The sequence below is a fragment of the Pseudovibrio exalbescens genome (assembly GCF_028737195.1).
GTDB classification, from domain to species: domain Bacteria; phylum Pseudomonadota; class Alphaproteobacteria; order Rhizobiales; family Stappiaceae; genus Pseudovibrio; species Pseudovibrio zosterae.
In genome coordinates, this window is the sequence record NZ_JAQZAJ010000002.1 from 648,465 (window position 1) to 664,476 (window position 16,012).

General features: G+C 55.0%; 14 protein-coding genes. 4 read left to right on the forward strand and 10 right to left on the reverse strand.

Annotation, left to right across the window (positions count from 1 at the left end; translation table 11 throughout):
• Window positions 1–52: 52 nt before the first annotated feature.
• Complete coding sequence (locus PUV47_RS08215) at window positions 53–838, forward strand: RibD family protein (protein ID WP_274218036.1); 786 nt, start codon at window positions 53–55, stop codon at window positions 836–838.
• Here PUV47_RS08215 and PUV47_RS08220 read toward each other — a convergent pair.
• Genes PUV47_RS08220 through PUV47_RS08235 form a run of 4 tightly spaced genes read right to left on the reverse strand, consistent with a single transcriptional unit; the run spans window position 835 to window position 4,010 of the window.
• The gene (locus PUV47_RS08220) at window positions 835–1,647 is read right to left on the reverse strand and encodes a glycosyl transferase family 1 (protein ID WP_274218037.1); all 813 of its coding nucleotides are present in this window, start codon (window positions 1,645–1,647) and stop codon (window positions 835–837) included. The two genes, PUV47_RS08215 and PUV47_RS08220, sit on opposite strands and share 4 nt — an antisense overlap.
• The gene (locus PUV47_RS08225) at window positions 1,644–2,717 is read right to left on the reverse strand and encodes a glycosyltransferase family 4 protein (RefSeq protein WP_274218038.1); all 1,074 of its coding nucleotides are present in this window, start codon (window positions 2,715–2,717) and stop codon (window positions 1,644–1,646) included. The genes PUV47_RS08220 and PUV47_RS08225 overlap by 4 nt, the downstream gene beginning before the upstream one ends.
• On the reverse strand, window positions 2,710–3,132 hold the full coding sequence (locus PUV47_RS08230) for a 6-pyruvoyl trahydropterin synthase family protein (RefSeq protein WP_274218039.1): 423 nt from the start codon (window positions 3,130–3,132) through the stop codon (window positions 2,710–2,712). Before PUV47_RS08230 ends, PUV47_RS08225 begins: the two co-directional genes overlap by 8 nt.
• 20 nt (window positions 3,133–3,152) lie before the next feature.
• Entirely contained in the window at window positions 3,153–4,010 is an 858-nt protein-coding gene (locus tag PUV47_RS08235; protein WP_274218040.1) for a zinc-dependent alcohol dehydrogenase, read from the reverse strand.
• A gap of 280 nt (window positions 4,011–4,290) precedes the next feature.
• Here PUV47_RS08235 and mdoH point away from each other — a divergent pair, with 280 nt between their 5' ends.
• Window positions 4,291–6,075, forward strand: coding sequence for a glucans biosynthesis glucosyltransferase MdoH (mdoH, locus tag PUV47_RS08240; protein WP_274218041.1), 1,785 nt, complete (start codon window positions 4,291–4,293; stop codon window positions 6,073–6,075).
• 45 nt (window positions 6,076–6,120) lie between these two features.
• On the opposite strand, the gene PUV47_RS08245 is transcribed toward mdoH, so the two are convergent.
• Together PUV47_RS08245 and PUV47_RS08250 are read right to left on the reverse strand one after the other, a co-directional pair.
• Window positions 6,121–7,299, reverse strand: coding sequence for an OpgC family protein (locus PUV47_RS08245; protein WP_274218042.1), 1,179 nt, complete (start codon window positions 7,297–7,299; stop codon window positions 6,121–6,123).
• A gap of 77 nt (window positions 7,300–7,376) precedes the next feature.
• On the reverse strand, window positions 7,377–8,762 hold the full coding sequence (locus PUV47_RS08250) for a tetratricopeptide repeat protein (protein ID WP_274218043.1): 1,386 nt from the start codon (window positions 8,760–8,762) through the stop codon (window positions 7,377–7,379).
• Between the two features lie 398 nt (window positions 8,763–9,160).
• Between PUV47_RS08250 and PUV47_RS08255 the strand changes: the two genes are divergently transcribed.
• The gene (locus PUV47_RS08255) at window positions 9,161–10,336 is read left to right on the forward strand and encodes a YeeE/YedE family protein (protein WP_274218044.1); all 1,176 of its coding nucleotides are present in this window, start codon (window positions 9,161–9,163) and stop codon (window positions 10,334–10,336) included.
• 22 nt (window positions 10,337–10,358) lie between these two features.
• The gene (locus PUV47_RS08260; protein ID WP_274218045.1) at window positions 10,359–10,847 is read left to right on the forward strand and encodes a DUF302 domain-containing protein; all 489 of its coding nucleotides are present in this window, start codon (window positions 10,359–10,361) and stop codon (window positions 10,845–10,847) included.
• 1 nt (window position 10,848) lies between these two features.
• Here the strand turns inward: PUV47_RS08260 and PUV47_RS08265 are convergent, their stop codons facing one another.
• The 4 genes from PUV47_RS08265 to PUV47_RS08280 all read right to left on the reverse strand — a co-directional run bounded on the left by PUV47_RS08265 (window position 10,849) and on the right by PUV47_RS08280 (window position 15,707).
• Window positions 10,849–12,471 (reverse strand): thiamine pyrophosphate-binding protein, encoded by a 1,623-nt coding sequence (locus PUV47_RS08265; protein WP_274218046.1) that lies wholly within the window; start codon window positions 12,469–12,471, stop codon window positions 10,849–10,851.
• On the reverse strand, window positions 12,471–13,742 hold the full coding sequence (locus PUV47_RS08270; protein WP_274218047.1) for a CaiB/BaiF CoA transferase family protein: 1,272 nt from the start codon (window positions 13,740–13,742) through the stop codon (window positions 12,471–12,473). Before PUV47_RS08270 ends, PUV47_RS08265 begins: the two co-directional genes overlap by 1 nt.
• A gap of 90 nt (window positions 13,743–13,832) precedes the next feature.
• Window positions 13,833–14,675 (reverse strand): alpha/beta hydrolase family esterase, encoded by an 843-nt coding sequence (locus PUV47_RS08275; RefSeq protein WP_274218048.1) that lies wholly within the window; start codon window positions 14,673–14,675, stop codon window positions 13,833–13,835.
• A 210-nt stretch (window positions 14,676–14,885) separates the two neighbouring features.
• Window positions 14,886–15,707 (reverse strand): potassium channel family protein, encoded by an 822-nt coding sequence (locus PUV47_RS08280; protein WP_274218049.1) that lies wholly within the window; start codon window positions 15,705–15,707, stop codon window positions 14,886–14,888.
• Window positions 15,708–16,012: the final 305 nt, after the last annotated feature.

The window sequence follows — 16,012 nt, forward strand, 5'->3', positions numbered from 1 at the left end:
GTATCGTAACGTCATTGGACTTGTGTATTCAGGTTTATCAAGGGAACGAGCGATGAATATTGAACCGTCGGTGCCCAAGACAATCGCCGGCTTGATGAACTGCGCTGAATGGCAAGCTGTTCTTGATGCTTGGAAACGCGGAGCCGCGCCCGACGCCGAAGGCTATGTGCAGGCATTCTCACCCTTGTGCGCACCTGAGAGACAAACTTTCGTTGGCCAGCTTGGTCAGTCAATAGATGGCCGGATCGCCACAGCTACTGGCGACTCCTTTTACATCAACTGTCAGGAAGCGCTCGATCATCTACATTGCTTGCGGGCGCTGTGCGATGCCGTGGTTGTCGGCGTGGGCACCGTTGTTGCGGATAACCCGCAGCTCACGGTGCGCAGGGTGCCGGGTGATAGCGCAAGCCGTGTGATTATTGACCCAAACGGGCGCATCCCAAAAGATGCCCGCCTTTTACACGATGAGGCCGCGCCAACAATTGTTCTAACCCGCGATCGCGTGACGCTGGACTTGCCAGCCCATGTGGAAGTGCGCCGCCTTCCAGAGGCAGATGATGGCCGCCTATGCTGTCATGCTATTGCGGAAGCTCTTTCCGACTTCAAGAGAATACTGATTGAGGGGGGCGCGTGCACGGTGTCCAGGTTTATCGACTGCGGTTTGCTGGACCGTCTTCATGTGATGGTCGCGCCGCTTATCATTGGTGCCGGGCCAACGGGTATTCAGTTGCCCCCACTTAACAAGTTGTCAGAGGCTCATCGGCCAATGGCTGCAATGCACCAGCTGGGGACGGATTGGCTGCTGGATTTGGATTTAAAGCAAGAGCTGCCTCACTAGTCACAAGGCAGTGCAACAAAATCCGTATGCCCAACGGTCACTTGCGCTGAGGAATTTTGGCTGAGAGACAGCCGTTCCTGTTTCCAGTCGTCTGCCAGCGCCTTTGGAATGCCAATCTCCACCGCCGCCTGTGCCCAGCCACGAATGAGGTCACGCAGCAAACTGCTGTATCTGTTGCCCAAAACCCAGTTAGAGGGGGCAGTGTGAACCTCATACCCAGCATCTCGGAAAACTTGGGCACACACTTGCGCAGCTGCGGGGCCCAATGCCAGACCAAATCCCTTGTCGGTCTTTTGATGCATGTTCACCGCATCCATGATTACCCCATCGTGGCGATGTGGATGCGAAAAGGATACTTCGCCGTTGTAGGTGAGCGTTGCTAAAAAGGGCTGCCGCCCATCTGCTACCGCCTTCACAAATCGCGTCACCCAATTGCGGCTCACCAGATCCAAAAATGCTGTCGTGACAATGCCGTGCGCGCCATCGAAATGCGCGAAAGAACGCTGAGCGCTGAGATCGGCCAACTGCGGCACGATTGTAATTTCGCTGGGTGTGTTCGGGGGGCGAATTTCATTGAGCAGATCTTGGTCGTGATCCAGCAGGGTCCAGTGCTGAGGCCCCTCCAACTTGTCGTAGAGTAACGCAAGATTAGCGCCGGTACCCGTTGCTATATCGACCAGTCGAACCGGTGAGCTTCCCTCTCGCACCCCTTCAAGGTAGTCCAGAAAGATCTTTTCAATCTTTGTGTCTCGTGCGGAGCGATCAGCTTCTCGTCTTAAATCCAGCCAATCGGCAGCAAAGGCTGTCATAAAAGCGCCTCCAGCGTGTTAGAGAACAATGCGCCCTGCGTTGGCCACGTGGGTAGATTGCGACCGGCCTCCGCCGAGTATTTTGCAGTAACCTTGCGCGTAGACGGGTCGTTTATCATAAGAGACAGAGCTTGACCAAAGCTTTCCACGTCAGCTTCTTTGCAAAACAACGCTGCTTTTTCTGGAACTGTATCTCGAACAGCCCCGCGACCACTCGCGATGATAGGAAGGCCGGTCATCAACGCTTCAGCGAATGCCATGCCATATCCCTCGTAGTAACTGGCAAGTGCAAACACATCAGCATGCGCGTATATCTGGGCAAGGGCAGTTTCTGATACGGCGCCATGCAATGTAACGCGTTTCTCCAGCCCCTCCCTTTCGATTATCTGTTTGAGTTGCGCTGCGTAGGCAAGATCGCAACGCGTATCGCCGACCAAATCCAAATGCCATTTCAGCTCCTTGAGCTGTGCAAGCGCGCAGACAAGAACATCCTGCCCCTTTCTCGGGATGATGGAGCCAACGCTGAGTATGCGAACCACATCAGTGCCGTGCTGCTCTGCGCCCGTCGGCGCAACGTCGAGGAGGCGCTCGGTTCCGGGCAAAATGGACCGCATGAGCGCAGCGGGCAGGTCAAACTCTTCGCGGAGCTGCACCAGTGTTGCCGGGCTGGTGGTAATGATCCTGCTCACATATTGAAGCGCCTCACGTTCGCGCTGGAAGAAAGCTGCCGAAACATCTTCAGACAGCCCATCCTCTTTGAACAAAGGGTGATGCACCAGTGCGACAAGTTTCAGACGGTCTTTTTGCTCTTTTGCGACTTCTGGCAGGACGCCGAACGCCAACCCGTCACAAACAACAAGCTCGCCATCAGGAAAGGCGCGAAATTGCGCTTGGGCATCCAGTCTGGCAATGCCGCCACACAGTGGGAACTCGTCCGAAAGGCTCACCACGTCCACTGTCCAGCCAAGCTGTCTCAGCTCGCTGATGATACGTCGATCATAACGATATCCGCCGGTAGGGCGCTCCAGATTGCCGGGTATGACGAAGCTTAGCCTGCGATTTTTACTCATTATGCACTTCGGAAGCGGTTAGCGGAGCTTCGAAGCTGGCGCTTGCCACATCAGATTCTGTTAGGGTGACACGGATACGGTCAAGCTCTTCCGGGCCGCGCGCCAGCTTGTGCAAGTAGACTGCATCACAAACGCGCTGGAAAATGTAGCCGCACATGTATTCGGTTGTTGTGACAAGTCCTTGAAACTGCGGCAAGTCATCAAGATTTTGGTAGTTGATTGGCTCCAGAACGCTATCCAGAACTTCCATTGCGCGCCCCATGTCGACCACGAGCCCGTTTTCATCTAGCTTTTCGGCGAAAAAGGACACCGAAACACCATAGGTGGCGCCGTGAAGCCCTTGCGCTTTTCCAAAGACCTCTCGCGGCAAACTGTGCGCGATCATGATGCGGTTCTTCACTTCAACTGAATACATGGCGTGTGTCTCCTGCGGGCTCAGTAGGAAAGGGGTTGGCAAAGGCCGGATTGCTTCCCTGTAAAAATCTCGGGAAGCGCTTCTGCGGCTTGTTTGAAAGGAATTGCGCGCGCCAACAAGCAATCCAAAGCAGGATCGCGCAGTAGGCGCAGAGCGGCCTCCAGACGTTGGCGGTGTGTGTGGCTTTGCCGCATCGAGGGCGCGACGGTGCCAACTTGAGAACTGATCAGCTGCAACCGCTTGGAATGAAACCCGCCGCCAAGGCCGATGCCAACTTGGCGGTTGCCGTACCAGGAAACTTCAATCACTCGCCCTTCATGGCGGGCAAGGGCAAAGGCTGTGTCGAGGCCCTCTGGTGTCGCGCTGCAATGAAAGACAATATCAAATTCGGTCGCAGGGGGCGGCGTCTGCGAAAACGTGCACCCAAGCTGTTCTGCAATCTCACGTCGATTCGGCTGAGGGTCGATCAAGGTTACGTCCACTTCAGGAATGCGCGCACACAGGTAACCAATCAGGCAGCCGAGGGTACCGGCGCCGACCACGCAAACACGATGGGCTGGCAAAACGCCCCCATCCCAAATGGCATTTAACGCGGTTTCCATGTTCGCAGCCAAAATGGCACGCTGCGGATCAAGCCCATTGGGCAGCTCCACGAGATCTTTCGGGTCAATGTTGAAGGCATCTTGATGCGGATGAAGCGCGAAGCAGAGCCGGTCGTCTGTTTCGCGGCGCACCACGGTGCTGTAGCCATACTTGACCGGGAACGGAAACTCCCCGTGTTGATGGGGTGCCCGCATCCTAAAAAATTCGGAGGGTGGAACAGCGCCAGAGAACACCAAAGCTTCTGTGCCGCGGCTTATGCCACTAAAAAGTGTCATGACGCGCACTTCAGGTTCCTTTGGTTTAGAGAGAAATTCCTCCCTAATCTCAATTGTTTGCGGTGCCGTATACCAAAGAGCTTGCGCTGTCGTTGCCATGAACGCACTTTCTGTGCCATTGGTTTTTCAAAAATATACCCTAGAGAAACCTAAGAAAGCCAAACTATAGAAACATCATATAAGATCGACATCTCCAATAAACAGGGAATCGTCGGTCGAATAAAGACCTAACACAGCAGATGGAGTTTTCTCTCCCGCTCTCAATCGAGGAAGTTTGACTGTGCATCTCAGTTCTTCGCCTGCGTTGACGTATCGTCGTATTTCTTTTGGCCTTTTAGTGATCCTCAGCTTGATTGGGCTGGTGAGCCTTATGGTGCTTGCTTTGTCACCTGGGGGCTTCAACTTCCTTAAGGTACTGTTGCTGATCTTCTTTTCGATCACACTTCCATGGTTGGTGGTTGGGTTTTGGCACGCCATCATCGGGCTCGCCATCATGCTGTTTTCGCGAGATGCAGCAGCACTGACGTGCCCTCTCGACCCGGACAACGACAGGGACCCGCTCCCCAAGCGAGCGACAGCGCTGCTCTCCTGCATTCGCAATGAGAACGTTGGTGAGGTCGAGCGCAAACTTGACGCCATGCTCTCCGGGTTGGCCAGCCTGAAGGCCCTAGACGGCTTTCAGCTGTATGTTTTGAGCGATACCAACGACGCCGAAATTGCTCAGGAGGAAGAACAGGCCTTTTCCGCACTGAGGGCGCGTTGGCAACACGAAGTCGAGGTCATTTACCGCCGTCGCGAGAACAATGTGGGTTACAAGTCCGGAAACATTGCGGACTTTTGCGCGCGGTGGGGTGCAAGCCATACCTATGGCATCACACTGGATGCTGACAGCTATCTCTCAGCCGAAACGCTGGTTGCTCTCGTGCGGAAGATGGAAGCAAACCCGCAACTTGGCATCTTGCAGACCCTAGCAGTGGGACTTCCCAGCAAGGCGCTGTTTGCCCGCGTGTTTCAGTGGGGCATGCGCTTGGGCATGCGCTCCTACACCTTGGCTGCAGCTTGGTGGCAGGCAGATACGGGCCCCTACTGGGGACACAACGCAATCCTGCGGTTGCTGCCCTTTCGGGAGCACTGCATGCTGCCCCAGCTCTCTGGAAAAGGGCCTCTTTCGGGTCATATCCTGAGCCACGATCAGGTCGAGGCCGCTTTCATGCGCCGCGCAGGGTTTGAAGTCCGCGTCTGGCCTGTTGAAGATGGCAGCTACGAGGAAAACCCACCTAACCTCATCGAGTTTGTTAGGCGCGATTTGCGCTGGTGCCACGGCAATCTGCAGTATCTGAAACTGCTTGCAACGCCGGGACTGCATTTCATCAGCCGCATTCAGTTGGTGCTCGCAATTCTGATGTTTGTTGGCTCAGTGGCGTGGATGGCTTTCATTGGCGTATCAGTCTATGCCTCATTGCTGGCCGATCCAGGCGCAATTCAGTTTGATGCCAACTACGGCTTCCCGTTGTTCTTGACGGTGATGACCATGGTGTTTTCTCCGAAGCTGTCGTCGCTCGCTTATGTGCTGCTTAGCAGCCAACGGCGTGCGGGATTTGGCGGAACGCTGCGCATCTTTGTCAGTGCCATATGCGAGATCCTCTTCACAGTTTTGCTGGCGCCAATCATGGCAATCACCCACACGCTCTTCATTGCCATGCTGTTCATGGGCGCGAAGGTAGGGTGGCGGCGTCAGGAACGCCTGCCAAAAGGTGTGAGCTGGGAAATGGCGATCCGCAAATACTGGCCGCAATTCGTGTTCGGGTGCTTGGGGCTATGGTGGGCGAGCCTATTTCCGTTGAGCATGTGGTGGCTGTTTGCGCCGCTTGTCGCTGGACCGCTGATGGTTATTCCGTTCACGGTGATGACTTCACTGCCATATCTGGGGCAGGTCGCCGATCACTATGGTTTTTGGCGCCTACCGGAAGAAAGGCAGGCGCCAAAGGAGTTTCTTTTCTTGGAAGACGGCGCTTTGGCTACTCGCGAGCTCACAGCAACAGACCCTGCTGTCTTGCCACGGTAGGCAGCAAAGCAGGGCCTTTGTATTGCTTGTCGGATAGCGTGTGGCCTACTTCGCGTTGTGCGCAGGCGCCCGCCACGGATGCTTCTTGTACCAACTCACCGTGTAGGCTACGGCAATGAGGCCTGCAAAGCCTGCTAGATTGATAAAGAGTTCCGTCAGGGCTGTCTTTCCACCCAGGACTTCGTTTCGAACGATTGCCAAAGTCTGCGCAATCACGAGGCTGGCGAGGAAAACGGCAAGTGATTGCTGGCCGACCTTCTGAATAACAGTCACGACCTTACCCCAGAGGCCTGAAGAAAGCAGGTATTTGCCGCCTTCACCTACTGCGGTCCACGCCAGATACGCCAAAGCCAGGAAGTGCAGGTAGCGGAAAATGCCGAACTCGGTTTTAGCGGTCAGAACCTTGATGTCCCGTGCCATCTCAAGGAACACCGGCGCAACCTGAAACACGCGGAAGTACGAGAACGGCACAGACGCCAGCACGATAATGGCCGCTACAACAAGAAGCGACTTTTTTACGGGCGGGCGAGGAATCCAGCCACGCATCAAGGCAAATCCAGTAAAAAACAGAAGCTGCCAGCCGAAAGGATTGAAGAACCATCGACGGTCAGACCAAGGTTCCGCTGGCAAGTCCAGATAACGGAAGTTTGCAGCCAACCATAAAGCGATTGCCAGACCGGCAACGGCGGTGCGTCCGCCAGTTTTGTAGGCCAAGAGCATTACCGGCATGAGGGCCAGTATGACCAGATACATGGGCAGAATGTCGAAGTAGTTCGGCACGTAGGTGAGCGTCAAGATGCCCGGAATGTTGAAGATCGGATCTTCAAACAAGTGCCAGAGATTCAGACCGCCAACATAGTCGCGTTCAACCATGCCATGAATTTGCAAAAAGGCGAGCCACCCCGCGAGAAACAGAAGCAGTGTGACGTGGGCCCAATAGACTTGCCAGACCCGAAAGGAAACGCGAGCGGTTCCCATCCACCAGCCTCGGTCCTCAAAGATTTTGCCAAAGGCAATTGCAGAGGCCATGCCGGAACAGAAAACGAATATTTCTGTAGCATCGGAAAAACCAAATCGGGCAGGAATCCAGAGTGTCCACGTGTTACCCGGTGTATGGGACACGAAAATGATGAACATGGCGATGCCACGAAAGAAGTCGAGACGCGGATCGCGTGGTCGCAGCGCACCGGCAGCGATCACAGGGCTAGGTTGGTGCTTGTTCAAGGGCCTAAATCTTCAATTTGGGTATATGGAAATACACTTACAGGCTACGCCAAGTCATCGGCTAAATAAACCCGAGGTTAACCGAGGTTTGCACGTAATGCCTCGTTCTGCATGACAGTCGCAGCGGCTGTCATCTTTTCCACCTGTTGTGCACGGACCTTTGCAAAGGCATCAGGTGCGCTGCGTAAGGTGGTTCGTTCCGTTATCATGCGCTGGGCGTCCTCAGGCATCCCGGCACGCAGCGCTGCTTCAATTGTAAGCCGCTCGAATACATCCCGCTGAGCATGGCTGCCACCGATCTCGTTGAGGTTTGGTCGCGCCTGTTGCAGATGCTTCAAGGCAGAGAAGTAGTTGCCTTTTCTGAATTCAGAAAGGCCTTCGGCAGCAGCGACGCCGCTGTTGTTGGTGATCAGTGAGATGTCTCCGGAAAGTGCAGATGCGGTTTCACGCATGCGGGCGACCATGCTTTCAGCTTCACGCCAACGGTTCCCCTGCAAAAGGGACATCATGTAATGAAGGTCTGCAAAGACGTTGCAGCCGTCGTCTATACGATTACTCGAAAGGTTGGCAAGCTCCTCCCAGCGGCCACCCACATTTATCCCCTCAAGCTCAAGGCGCATCAGCATTGAGGCTGCATTGGAGATATCGCGGTAATCATCTGAGCGTTCCTTGCGGATCTTGTCGTCGTAAAGTTCAAGAACCCGGTCAACATTGCCTTTGTCCAGATGCATCAATGCCAGATGCCACCAGACATGAAAGCCAAAGTTGTTGCAGTGAGACCAGCTTTGGGGCTGGGTGTCGAGCCAGCGAATGCCCGTATCGCTTTCACCGCACATATCGTAGACGTGGGCGACTGCATGAAGGCCCCACGCATCATCAGGACGTAGCTCCACAGCCTGCCTGCCATGTGTTTCCGCCAGCTTGTAGTCGCCGGTTTCCTCAAGTGAAAAAGCATAGCACCCCTTGATGTAACCAAGGGCCACATGCTGTTCACTGTAAGCATCAAAAACGGCCTCTATGGACCGTCGCATTTCCACGCCCTGTCCAAGCACGAAGCGAAGGGCATGAACCAGCTTCAGGAGTAACGCATCCTCCGGCCACTCTTTCAAGGCGGCATCCATTAAATCAGCCGCGCGGCTGGGCCATCCCTCACACCACAGCCGCAAGCCCTTGATGTAGGCCGCCTCGCGTGCGGTGACGGGGGTTTCAAGGCTGCTTTTCTCAGCGATGCTCAGGGCGTCCTGTGCAACTGATACAAGTTCCTTGCGCCCCAGAAGCAAGTTGAACAACCCGCGGGAAGCCTGCGCCATTGCGAAATCCGGCGCGGCGTTCAAGGTTGCTGTCAGATGAACCGGCGTATGGGCCCCGTGAGCCAAGAAGGCGATAATGGTCTTGTTCCACGGTTCCAGTGCGGCAGCATTAGAGAGGGTCACATCGTAACCGAATTGATCTGTCATGCGCATGAGTGCCCTCAATCAAACAGGAAAAGGGGTAGCAGCAGCCATCCCAGTTCCTGCAAAAACCGGGCACGCCTGCGACTACGGATTACGTACGAGGATAACTTTCTCGGAACCGCCTATGACAAGCAAAACACAAATTGTTGTTGGTTTCGTGTTTTATCTGAGCCTAATTCAAGGTTCCTGACAACTCTGAAATCTCCTGTACAAGAACGGTGACTTCTGGAGCAAATTGCTGATATTGCTAGTGAAAAGTTGTTTGTGAACCCGCGCATCAAGGTGCCCTTTTTGTCAAGCTGCCACTTGGCGTGATCACTTTTTTGACCAAGAATTCATTTGGCCTGTTACTGAAGCTTTTACTGTGCTGAACTGCTTTCAAGAAATATAAAGCAGCGGAAAGCTGAATGGCACTTGCGCAAACGGGAAAGTCTTCCCAAAAGAAACCTCAGGCCCAGTGGGCTGTTGTTGGGGCGGGCCTCATCGGAATACTTCTTGTCGGCCTCGCTTCTGCTATGCATGGCGGCTCCCGACTGTTCTGGGTGACACTTATTGGCGGCATCGCAGGCGTGTCCCTCTACCATGCCAGTTTTGGTTTTACCGGGGCCTGGCGGCGCGCCATTGAAGAGCGGCGCGGGGCTGGTCTGAGGGCGCAGTTCTTGCTCCTGTTTTCTGTCTGTGTTGTGAGCTACCCGTTGCTTGAATATGGCAACTACATTGGTCTGGGCACGTCAGGATTTGTGTTTCCGTTCGGCGTTGCAGCTGCCTTTGGCGCTTTCATGTTCGGGGTTGGCATGCAGATCGCGGGCGGGTGCGCTTCTGGCACGTTGTTTACGGTTGGGGGCGGATCCACGCGTATGATCATCACTCTCACGTTCTTCATCGTGGGCTCTGTTCTCGCTACCGCTCACTTGCCCGCGTGGAGCGATCTGCCCGCGCTCCCTGCAATTTCACTGGTAGAAGTGCTTGGGGCAGCCTGGGCGCTCATTCTGACCACTCTCCTTCTTGCGGCGCTCACCTTGGTCTCCGTGCTGCGAGAACGCAGGCACCATGGTTTCCTTGAGGACGATCCGCGAGACTTGTCGCTGCTGCGCGGGCCTTGGTCCAAGTCGTTTGGCGCAGGAATGCTGGCGTTCGTGTGTATTGCGACCTTCATCATAGTGGGAAGGCCGTGGGGTGTGACCTCCGGCTTTGCGCTGTGGGGCGCGAAGCTGTTTTATGCCCTAGGTGTTCCAATTGATACCTGGAGTTATTGGCAGCACCAAATGGGCGCGGTAAACAGTTCGATCTTTCAGGACACTACGTCGGTGATGAACTTCAGCATCATGCTCGGGGCACTTGTTGCCTCGGGGCTTGCTGGTCTTTTTGCACCTGTTTATCGGCTGAGTGCCAAAGAAGTCACTTCGGCCATCATTGGCGGCCTTCTGCTTGGCTACGGGGCCAGACTGGCTTTCGGGTGCAATATTGGTGCGTTTTTGGGTGGAGTGACCAGCGGCTCTATTCATGGTTGGCTATGGCTTGTCTTCGCATTCTCTGGTGCGTGGGTGGTCAGCCGAAGTCGATTGTTGAGTTACTTGCGATGAGATTCCGACAGGGAGGAAGTTGATGTTCATGAAAAGACTGATTTCGTTTGGGCTCGCACTGATGCTGAGCGCTTTTGTAGCTCATGCCTCAGAGGGCTTTGAGGCGCCGGAAGGCTGGCGTGTCATCGGGACTGAGAAGAGCTATCCGGATCTGGTAGCCGCACTGCGTGCGGCGGTCAAAAAGGAAGAAATGGGGTTGGTCACTCAGGCGAGCGCAACAGTAGGCGCAAAGAGCCAAGGCATCACAATCCCGGGCAATACGGTCATTGGCGTTTATCGAAATGACTTTGCACGGCGGATGCTGGAGGCCTCCATTCCGGCGGGCATCGAAGCGCCCATCCGGTTTTATGTGACCGAAAACACAGACAAGACCGCGACGCTCTCATGGAAGACGCCAAGCTTTGTGTTTGAACCGTACTTTGACGACGGTGGCGATGCGCTGATCGGCCTTGCCGAGGAACTCGACGCCATTTTCCAGCGCATCGCGGATCGTGCAACGGGTAATTTATAGATCAGATCTTGCCATCGTAAGCCCGGCGATCAATCCGGCAAGCAAGGATCGTGAAGGTGTCGCGGTCGAGAGCCGCTTTTGCCTCACGCTCCAGACTTTGGGTGTCTTCCACCCAAACGCCATGACCACCATAGGCTTTGGCAATTGCTGGAAAATCGGTCTCTTCAAAGTCTACGCCAAGGTTTGGGCGCTGTGTGTTGCGTTGTTTCAGCTCGATGAGAGCAAGGCTGCGGTCGACCAGAACGCAGATGATCACGGGTATCTTTTGATCACGCAAGGTTGAGAGTTCGCCAAGGCCCATTTCCAGCCCAGCGTCACCAACAAAGACGACCACGGGTGTCGTTGGGGAGGCGAACTTGTAGCCCGCCCCAAGGGGAAGGGCGCAAGCCATCGTGCACAGCGCTGAGCTTTGAAGCATGCGCCGCGGCAACGGGCTTTCCCAGATCTGGCTGACCAAAATGCGGTGGGCCCCACTGTCTGCAGTGGCAACGGTAGAAGCAGGTAGCGCTTTTCGAAGACCATGAAACACTGAGGCCGGCCCCCAACCTTCAGCTTCCGCGGCAAACAGAGTTGAGAGCTTTGCCTTGGCGGTCAAAAGCGCTTCTGAAGACCATTTGCGCTGCGGCTCCAACACATCCGTCAGCGCCGCGATTGTCGCCTTTACGTCACCAACCAAGCTGTGAGTGATCCGATGCATTGCGTGATCGCGCAGGACCGGCGAGATGTCGATGCAGTGAGCGGCGTCATTCCATGGCATTCGCCAGTTCACCCGCATTTCAATGGGGTCATAGCCAAGCAGAAGGACCACATCAGCGGCCTTCAGTGCAGGCAATAACACCTCATCAGCTTTTGGGGATAGGCCTGCCCCGCCCCATGAGTTTTCACTGGCCTCATCAATCAAGCCCTTGCCCTTGTATGAAGTGATCAGCGGGACCTGGAGCTTAGCGCAAAGAGCCTGGATTTCTGGCGCGGCGTGTGCGTTCACCGCATCTACGCCAGCGATGGCAACTGGTTGTCTGGCGTTTGCGATGATTTCTGCCACTTCTGCGAGGGCGGCAGGGGTTGGAATACTGGGTGCTGGAAGCGGGATGCGGGTTGGCTCCAGCCTTTCGTCCTGTTCTTTCTCGGCAACAGAAATTGGGACGTCAATATGGACCGGGCCGGGCTGGCCTGACATGGCAACGGCAAGGGCCTTGTCCATCATGGCATTCAACGCGCCGGGTTCGGCGCGGAAGCTGGCTTTCACGATGGGGCGCAGCATCGCTTGATGATCAAACACCTGATGGGTGTAGGTTTCTGCCTCCGCGCCATCAACTCGGCCAGTCAGGAACACCAAGGGCACGCGATCCTGAAACGCATTGGCCACGGTGTTCACCGCGTTGGCGACGCCGGGACCAAGTGTTGCGAGCAGAACAACCGGGGCGTCGTGCCCTTGGTTTGCAAGGGCGTGCCATGCGCCTTCTGCCATGAAGCCGCCCGCATTTTCATGCTTGACGAGCGCGAACTGAATGCCAGCCTTGTCGAGGCCGTCCATAAGGGCGAGAACCTCGCCCCCCGGAATGCCGAAGGCGAATTTGCAGCCTGCTGCTGCCAGTTTGTGTGCGATAACTTCTGCGCCCCGCATCAGGTGGATGCCCCCAAGTCTATAATGTTGTCTTCTGCAAGCTTGCTGATTGTGTCGTCGTCCAGATCAAGGAAACCGGCAAGGATTTCTCCGGTATGCGCGCCAAGCATCGGTGGTGCCTGGCGGTAGGTCACGGGAGTGCGGCTCAGCTTCATTGGGCTGCCGATAAGATCCACAGTGCCGGTGTTGGAGGTGGGGTGTTCCAGCGTGACTTTCATCTCGCGGTGTTGGACCTGCGGATTGTCGAAAACCTGCTTGAGGTCATTAACAGGCCCACACGGAACGCCGACGGCCTCTAGCTCCGTAATCCAGTCTTCGCAGCTTTTGAATACAGTCTGCTGCCGAATAAGAGGGATCAGCTCTTTGCGATTACGCACTCTGTCCGCGTTTGTGACAAAGCGCGGATCCTCAGCCAATTCCGGCGCGTTTGCCACCTTACAAAAGCGCTGAAACTGCGCATCATTGCCCACGGCCAGAATGAACTGGCCATCGGAAGCCGGAAACGTCTCGTAGGGTACGATGGTTGGGTGTGCATTGCCAAGGCGGCCCGGCACTTCACCTGAGACAAGATACGCAACGCCTTGATTGATCAGCCAAGCCACTTGCGCGTCCAGAAGCGAAATGTCGATGTACTGCCCCTTGCCGGAACTGGTGCGCTCCACGGTGGCTGCCAAGATGGCATTTGCCGCGTACATGCCGCAAATGACATCAGACACGCCAACGCCAACCTTTGTTGGAATGCCGCCATTTTCAGCTGTTTCACCGGTGAGAGACATGATGCCACCCATCCCTTGCACAATGAAATCATAGCCTGCACGCTGGGCATATGGACCGGTTTGTCCGAAGCCGGTAATGGAGCAGTAGATCAGGCGGGGGTTCAGGGCGCTGAGCTCTTCATAGCCAAGACCTTTGCGGTCAAGATCACCAACCTTGAAGTTCTCAATCAGGACATCTGCTTTTTCCGCAAGCCGTTTGATAAGCGCGGCCCCTGCCGGCTGCGAAAGGTCTATGGCAACCGAATGCTTGTTCCGGTTGGCGGACAAGTAGTAGGCGCTCTCGCGGGTCTCTTTTCCCTCCTTGTCCTTCAGAAAAGGAGGTCCCCAGCCGCGGGTGTCATCTCCCCGGTCAACACGCTCGATTTTGATAATGGTTGCGCCAAGATCGCCCAGTATTTGCGTGCAAGTTGGGCCAGCAAGGATGCGCGAGAGATCGAGAACAATCAATCCGTTAAGAGGGCCTTTGCCCTGAGGAGTGTCAGTGGTGGCAGTCAACGCGATCGGTTCCGTCTTTGGCAGGGGGCGGCGCGTCTTGCGCAGCCTCTAGGTGAACATACTAGCTGAAGTGAAGGAGAGCGGAAGGGGCTACCAACCATTGGCAACTGCAAGTTTTTGCCAGGCGCGCTCCACCCACTCCGCGCGGAAGGTGTGGCCACCGTCATGAAGGCAGAGCTCCAAATAGGCCTCGTGCTGTTGCCAATCGTTGCAGGTCAAGCGCCCGTCCTGCTGTTCGTTCATGGGAGATTTTGGCAACTGCGCTCGGGCCTTCCATAGATCAAGGCTCTTGAACACATCGGATTGATGCCACTTGCCGCCAATCCTTCGCCCTTCCAATGGCACTGTCCTGTCTTTGGTCCCGTGGATATGGGTCAGGAACGTCAGGTCCGAAGGGCAGGTTTGCGGCATGGGATCCCAGAAGGCCCCGGCAATAGGCGCAAAGCCATCAAACGCCTCGCCCCGGTAGCATGCCAGATACCAGACCATGGAGCCTCCCATGGAAAAGCCTGTAACCAAGGTGCGTTCAAGATTGAGTTCTGGCCTTTTTTTCAAGTCACTGAGGACCTCATCAAAGAACTGGAACTCGTCTCGGTGTTGAGAAGGAGAACTGGGGTAGGACCAAGTCTCCCCAAGGCCTTGGGGAACAACAAGCGCGAGACCATGCGTGTCTGCCATGGCAACAAGGCCGGGGTTTTCAATGGCCTTGGAAGCCTTGCCTTTCCAGCCGTGAAGATAGAACAAAGTACCCTTCGGCTCTTCACCAGGGGAGAGTTGGGGTAACTTGAACCAATACGCGCCGGAAGGAACGGTGCAAGGAGCACTCTGACCGCAAGCTTCCGTTGAGGAGGCATATGCGCCCCTCAAATTGCCGGGGCTTGCCACGACAAGTCCAAGGGCGGATAAACCAAGCAGCAATCGGGCTACACGCATGAAGATCTCCAGAACACTCACCGCGGCAACGCTACAAAAAATCCGCGGCGGATGTGATCGCTTCTGATCACAATTTCGGGAGGTGCGAGATAGGGTGCTGCTCCAGCTCATCTTCTTAGCGGATGAAATTTTTAGACCAATCGGCATTCTTGGGGACCAACTGGCGCTGGAGCAGCTTCCCTTTATACCTGACCTAACGTTTTCAAATGACTAATACCAAGTTCCCTCGGTTGGGATGTTCAGTGTGGTGCCGCAGTGCTTGCAGTGGACCGCGTCCGGGTCATGGCGGCTCAGGCCGCACGTGGTGCATGTGAACTTTACCTTCGCGGGGCGAAAAATCGTCTGCACCAACCGCAGGAACAGGGCCACTCCGAAGATCATGATCAGGATCGTCAGGAACCTGCCCATGGTATCTGACATGGTTATGTCGCCAAAGCCTGTGGTCGTAAGTGTGGTAACGGTGAAGTACAGGGCATCCATGAAATTGTTTATGGACGGGTTCAGGTGTCCTTCGAGTACATAAACAACTGCGGATACCACGAACACGAACACAATCAGATTGATCCCGGAATGGATGATCTCCTCGTTGCGTCTGAACCATTTCGAAGCATCACGCAGTTCCCGCAGTACATGATAGGAGCGCAGCAATCGCAGCATGCGCATGACTCTGAGGAAGCCGAGGTTATCGATGAATGCCGAGGCAAAAAGGGAAAAAATGACAATCACGTCTGTGATCGATGTAATGCTGCTGGCCTCCCGCCATGGTCGCATGGCGATAAACAGCCTGACTAGATAGTCGGTCAGCAGCACGATGCCGATAGCGTAGTCCAGCGTATGGTTCTGCATTTCAACGCCGATTGTGGCGGCGAACATGAAGTATCCGATTGTGATTACATCAAATATTATGAGAGCAATCCGCCAGTAATGGGAATAGGATTCACTTCCGTAATACAGTGTCCTCAATCGGGCGCGCAGCGTTGCAAGTGAGCTTTCCTTTTTCTCTTCTGCTGTGCCGTTGCGTTCTCGGTTCACTCGAAAGCCTCATTTTTTGCTTCACACGCCATAATTGCTGTCATAATGTCATCCAAACGATGAATGCACCAGTTACAGCTGTAAACGAACTGAAATGCTACTAGGTTTTTCGTTGTTGTACTTAGGTATATTTACACCGTCTAAGGGGTTTATCGATCGATCTTTGAGGAATAGTGTACAAGACAACTGCTCATGTGATGTTCGTCACGCGGCAGCTGTTCTTGTTGATGTAGTACGTCGCCTTAGACCTTCGATCCAACCATAAGGCTGGCTGTTTTGTGCAGCCATCTCCTCAGGCAGCTGTT